This is a genomic window from Bacteroidota bacterium, from assembly GCA_036522515.1.
Lineage (GTDB): Bacteria > Bacteroidota > Ignavibacteria > UBA10030 > SZUA-254 > VBOC01.
Genome location: DATDFQ010000051.1, coordinates 1 through 6437, shown reverse-complemented (window position 1 = coordinate 6437; position 6437 = coordinate 1). Strand labels below are relative to the sequence as shown.

Sequence of the window (6437 nt, the reverse complement as noted above, 5' to 3'; positions counted from 1 at the left end):
TTCGGGCCTCGTGGGAACGACGGTCCCCATGATTTCAAAACGTCTCGGCTTCGACCCCGCTCTCACGGCGGGACCGTTCGAGACCGCGTTCCAGGACGTCGTCGGGATCAGCATCTTCCTGACGCTTGCGACGTTGATGCTTCCCTGGATCGGATGAGGCAGCGCCCGTGGAACTGAAGTTGGCCTCCTATGCGCGGTCGGTCTCGGCCGTCGATCTGCTCAACATCATCTTCATTGCGCTGATTTCGATCATCTCCATCATCTACGTGCCGGGAGCGGCACTCTGGCATGTCATCGCCCCCATCAATCTCGGGTTGTGTCTGGCCATTCTTTTTCTCGGGGTTGCCTCCACCCAGCCCCGCCTGCGCATTCTCCGATTTCTGCATGACTGGTATCCCGTCGCCCTCATTTTCCTGCTCTTCAAGGAAGTCTACCTCATCATGCAATCCGGCAGGGGGGACATCGATCAGTCGCTGATCGCGATCGATCATTGGCTATTCGGCGTGAACCCGACGGTCTGGCTCACCCGATTTTCCGCCCCGGTCCTGACTGAAATCCTTCAACTCGCATATGTGAGCTACTATCTGTTGATGATAACGCTCGCGGTTGAGCTGCACTTGCGGGGGGACCTCGAAAGGTTTTCTTTCGTCATGTTCACCGTAACGTATGGGTTCTTCCTCTCGTATTTCGGGTATATGTTGTTCCCTGCGGTCGGCCCGCGCCTGACGCTGCATACGTTCGGCTCCATCAATAAAGAATTGCCGGGATTGTATTTCACCGATGCGCTCCGGTCATTCCTGAATTCGGGCGAATCGATCCCGAATGACGTCCCGAACCCGATCGCTGTGGCACAGCGCGACGCCTTCCCGAGCGGGCACACGCAGATGACGCTTATCATCCTCTACTTCGCGCACCTGTACCGGGTCAAGTCACGGTATGTGCTCTACGTGGTGGGAACGCTTCTGATTATCAGCACGGTCTATCTGCGGTACCACTATGTGGTGGATCTGATCGGCGGGGTGTTGTTCATGGCGTTCACGGTCTGGACGGCACCGAAGCTTTTCGCATGGCTGAAAAGTTGGAGTGTAGGCACGGAGAGAGTAAATCTTCACCTCGAAGAGAGCGCCCCGGCGTCGCCGGAGTGAGGTCGTTTACCCTCCCAATGTCATCCTGAGGGAGCGAAGCGACCGAAGGATCCCGCAGCCTGAAGGCTGCGGCTACCGATCACCGTAGCGCCTGTTTGATTTGGTAGCCGCGACCTTTAGGTCGCGGGCTGTCAAACGCGGCCTGAAGGCTGCGGCTACCGGGTGGCAAGATCCTTCGCTCCGCTTAGGCTGACAACTCTATCCAGCGTCGCCCGGGCCTCGTCCAACCTCTTGTTCACATCCTGCGCTTCCTGGAGCGGGAACTCCAGCGCCAATTCCTTTCCAAACTGCCTGAGCTGCGCACGCTTCTTCTTGTCGCGCGAGATTTCCTCCATGATCCTCTGGAACGGCGCGGAAGCGTCTCCGTCCTTTTTCGTCGCCGCGTCTCCTGACTTCCCGTAGAACCGTTCGTCCGATGCATCCGGCAGCGTGAGGGTGAGCAGTCCGCCCCGGACGGAGATCTTGGGATAGCCGGCTTTCGAAGCGGCGAGCCGCAATTCCACAAGACGGAATAGATTTTCCACCTCCGCGGGGTATTCGCCGAACCTGTCCCGCAACTCGTCGCGCATCGACCGGAGTTCTTCGGCTTCGGAGGCCCTGTAAAGGCGCCGATAGATGTCGAGCCGCTCGGAATCGGCCTCCACGTAAAAATCCGGTATCAACGCTTCTATATCAGATTCGACCACGGTTTCTGTCGCTCCCACCGCTGCCGGCAAACTCCCCTTATTGAACACATCCTTGAATTCTTCCTGTTTGATTTCCTCCACCGCCTCCCGGACAATCCGCTCGTACATTTCGAACCCCATTTCCATGATGTACCCCGATTGCTCCCCGCCGAGAAGATTTCCGGCGCCGCGGATTTCGAGGTCGCGCATCGCGAGGTTGAACCCGGCGCCAAGCTCGGTGAACTCCTCGATGGCTTGCAACCTCCGGAAGGTCGGCCTCGGAAGAATGCTGAGGGGCGGAGTCAGAAGGAACGCGTATGCCTGTACGTTGGAACGCCCGACCCTCCCCCGGAGCTGGTAGAGCTCCGCCAGCCCGAATCTGTCGGCTCGATTCACGATGATGGTATTTACGTTTGGAATATCGAGCCCCGATTCGATGATCTTCGTACAGACCAGAACGTCATACTTCTTCTCGAGAAAATCGAGCATCGCCTTCTCGAGTTGGTGACCGGCCATCTGGCCATGGGCGATATGAAGCCGGGCCTCCGGCACGTGGGCACGGACCTGATCTGCGATCGCCTCTATATTATTCACCCGGTCGTGCACAAAATAGACCTGTCCGCCGCGGTGAATCTCCCCGAGGATCGCCTCCCTGATCACGGCCCAGTGCACCTGCCGGCCTGATGAATCGGCGGCAATGATTTCCGTGCTGATGGGAAGCCGGTTTCTCGGAGGGGTTGCGATGAGCGAGAGATCGCGCGCTCCGATCAGCGAAAAGTGAAGCGTGCGCGGGATCGGCGTCGCCGTGAGCGTCAGCGTATCGACCGTCGCCTTGACCTTGCGCAGCTTTTCCTTCGCCGCAACGCCGAACCGGTGTTCCTCGTCGATGATCAACAGCCCAAGGTCCTTGAACGCGATGTCGGCTGATAGCAGCCTGTGCGTTCCGATGAGGATGTCCACCGCTCCCTTCGCCAGGTCCCCAAGAATCTTTTTTTGATCCTTCACCGACTTGAAGCGCGTGATATTTTCGACCCGTGTCGTATAGCGGGTGAGCCTGTCCCGGAACGTGTTATAGTGCTGCAGCGCGAGGATCGTCGTAGGAACGAGCAGCGCGACCTGCTTTCCGTCCATCACCGCCTTGAACGCGGCACGCACGGCTACCTCTGTTTTACCGAACCCCACATCACCGCAGATCAGCCTGTCCATCGGCGCGGAGCTTTCCATGTCCGTCTTGACCTCGAGAGTCGCGCGCGCCTGGTCGGCGGTGTCTTCGTACATGAAGGACGCCTCGAGCTCCTTTTGCCAGTGCGTGTCGGGTGAAAACGCGTATCCCTTCTCATGTTTCCGGCGGGCGTACAAACCGATCAGATCGCGCGCGATGTCCTTGATGCGCCGTTTCGCCCGCGCCTTCGCGCGTTCCCAATCTCCCCCGCCGAGCTTGCTCAGGGGCGGGATGTGCCCTTCCTGAGAAGAGTACTTTTGCACCCGGTTGATGAAATTGAGGTTCACATAGAGCACGTCTTTTTCAAGGAAGAGGAGTTTCATCACCTCCTGCTCTGCGCCGCCGACTTTGATCTTCGATAACCCGGCGAACGAACCGATCCCGTGATCCGTGTGGACGACGAAGTCGCCGCGCTTGAGCTGGTGGAGCTCTTTCTGAGAGAACCCCTTATATCGCCGCCGCTTCGGCGGACCGCGCCGCTTGATCCTCCCAAAGATTTCGTGCTCCGTGAAGAATGCCAGCTTCGACGAGGGGTAGATAAAGCCGGAGTGGACGGTCTCGGGAAGTATCGTAAAGGCCGGAGGAGGCATCTCACCGGTTCCGGCCCCGGGCTCCGGGATCTCTTCGGCGGATTTCCCGTCTTCCGGCGCAGTCAGGGTCTCTTCGATGAGCTCCCGGAGGCGGGTCGCTTCAGATTTCGTATCGCACGCGAGAGCGATCTTATACTCTTGCCGGCTCAGGTTTCCGAGTTCGGCGATGAGCCTCTGGATACTCCCGTTGAACGCAGGCTGAAGCGAAGAACCGAAATCGATCGGATCCGGGGCTTCAGGTTGCAGCAGGGGACCGGCATCTGGTGTCTCAGGTTGATTGCTTAGTGTCAGAGACGCGGCTGATGCATGCCGGAATTGGGAATGGATGATCGCCGGAAAATTTCCGGCCAACTTGACGAACTCTTCGTAACTGAAAATATCTTCCGCGCCTTCTTTCACCAGCTCGGAGATTTCACTTTCGATCAAAGCGGGTTCGTCAAGTATGACCACTGCGCCCTGGGTGACATGGTCGAAGAGAGTCGCCCGCATCGAATTGCCCGTCTCTGCCGCATCCCGCTCGAGCGCCGGCACGAGCGCGGTGCTTTTCAGTTCGCGGATGGACCGCTGCGAAAGGAGGTCGAATTCCCGGATCGACTCAACGCTATCCCCCCAGAACTCGAGGCGGATGGGATGGTCTCCGACGTAGGGAAAGACGTCGATGATGCCTCCGCGGACCGCGAAATCGCCATACCCCTCCACGAAATCTTTCTTCTCGAAACCCAAATCCGAGAGACGGTCGATCAGAGACTGAAAACCATACTGGTCGTTTTTCTTAAGCTCGAGGATAGTCCTCCTGAAGTCGGTCCGGGCCGGGACTTTTTGAACCACCGAGGAGGGTGATGCGACGATGATGAGGCGGGATGATGCCGCGAGGGATTGGAGGGTCTCGATCTGCGCGACGGAGGAAGTCAGATCGAGAGATTGCCCGGTGTGATGGGGGCGCTTTCCGAAGAACCGGACGTTCGCCTCTCCCGCCAGCAGACCGCAGTCGTCCCGCAGCATTTCCGCCCTCTCCTCGTCGCGCGCTACCACGACGAGTTGTCCCTTCATCTTTTCGAAGGTAAACGCCGCGACGAACGCGAGAAGGGAGCCCGAGACCCCGCGGAGGTTCAACGGGCTGGCCGGGGAAATCCCCTTCAAGGCAGAGGAAAGCTCGGTGAATTTCGCCGACTGAAATAGTAGTTTTTTGATTTCCTGCATCGGATTGGCCGGAATGAAAACACTTCACCCCTACGATCGCACCTCGTGTGGACCGTAAGGGTCTATGAATAGTACACAACTCAGACGGACTTTGCAAACGCCAACAGGGTCCGGGTGGCGGTTGTCATCCTGAGGGAGCGTAGCGACCGAAGGATCTCGTCTTTCCGACCTGCAAGATCCTTCGCTTCGCTCAGGATGACAGAATAAGTTCGGTTCGACATCAGAATCAAGATGCTGACCTGGAGCATGTCAGCATGACGAGCTGGGGAGGTTGGCCGCCAAATTGAGCCGCGACTAATGCCCGGGTTCGCTCTCTACCAGCTCACCAGAAAACGATCGCCTGACGTTCGCAACGGACTGAAGAAAAGGAACTGAGGAGCGCGAACAGGAACTCCCGTTGTACGGGTTCCGGCCCGAAATCATCCCGCGTGATTCTTCCCTTTAGCCAGAGGGTGGAACAGAATTCCCAAATCGCACCCGCTGTAATCCAGCGTCTCTTCTTATCATTGTTCCAATTGAATCCAAGACCCCATCGCCCCCAGTCACTGATGGCTACCTCAGTTGGACCCGGAGTTCCGTCAAAAGACTCGATCATCAACTTCTTCCCTTCGGATAGATTAACCTCGTCAAAAACCCGATGCGTGAAGTTTATGAAATCGGGGGATCGTTTTAGGCGAGCGGGGTCGTACCCGATGGCGGAGAGAATTGAAGTGTCGGTATTCTGTCCCGCACCGCAACCGAGAACCTTCACGGTGCCCTCGTCCGGAACCACATGAATCCCGATAAGCTCTGAGAGCTCGCGTGTTTTCGGCGTAACCTTATGGAAACTAAAGATGATTCCTGATTTAAACCCCTCATCGTCCAGCCAGAAACGAAACCGCAGCAGTTCATCGGCAGTAGAATCTCCAAAATCGGGTGACCGGCTGAAACGACAGCCGAGGAGTTTTTCCCCGGCCTCAATCGCGAAATTCATTTCCCACGTTCCATCCGGCGCGAGCGGTACCATACGTTCAGATGTCCGTTCCAGGGCGTCATCCATGATTTGATGCAGCATAGACCAGGGAAGGAATTTCCACTCCCCGGAGGACAAACTTGCGGGCAGGTCCGGGATCGGCTGATCACAAGGAGCGCGCGAACTTTCCTTCAAGACGCGTGCAATGGTTTGTGCCAGGTCGTCCACATCGTAGGGTTTGGAAACGAAATCGTCAGCGCCGAGACGCTTCGACTCGATTGCGTTGCGAAGGTCGGCGAACCCCGTGAGAAAGATGAACGGAATGCCGGATGTAAGGGGATTTGCCTTTAACCACCTGAGGAATTGAAAACCGTCCATCCCCGGCGACTTGATATCCGAAATGATGAGATCCGGCCTGTTGGCGATGATCCAATCGTATGCTTCTGCCTTCGATTCAAGTTCGTGTGCGGCATAACCGCGCCCCTCCAGCTCCTTGGTCAGACATTCCCGCAGGAGGGGCTCATCATCGATAACGATTACTTTCTTCCTGGGGGTTTTCAAAATCGAATTCAAGAATCTCCCTACGGAACCTCCGTCAAGCGCCATGATCACACCTCTCCATTCAGGTTCAGAATCATTTCTATGGTGCGCAAAGCGACAAAG

The 6437-nt window shown here is 57.2% G+C and carries 3 protein-coding genes; 1 reads left to right on the top strand and 2 read right to left on the bottom strand.

Annotated elements, in window-relative coordinates; translation table 11 throughout:
- Positions 1–167 precede the first annotated feature (167 nt).
- Entirely contained in the window at positions 168–1145 is a 978-nt protein-coding gene (locus tag VI215_09665) for a phosphatase PAP2 family protein (protein ID HEY6192574.1), read from the top strand.
- A 155-nt stretch (positions 1146–1300) separates the two neighbouring features.
- Here VI215_09665 and mfd read toward each other — a convergent pair whose 3' ends face one another.
- Positions 1301–4822, bottom strand: a complete 3522-nt coding sequence (gene mfd, locus VI215_09660; GenBank protein ID HEY6192573.1) for a transcription-repair coupling factor — start codon at positions 4820–4822, stop codon at positions 1301–1303.
- A 322-nt stretch (positions 4823–5144) separates the two neighbouring features.
- A complete protein-coding gene (locus VI215_09655) occupies positions 5145–6380 on the bottom strand; it encodes a response regulator (protein ID HEY6192572.1) in 1236 nt (411 codons plus the stop codon).
- Positions 6381–6437 lie beyond the last annotated feature (57 nt).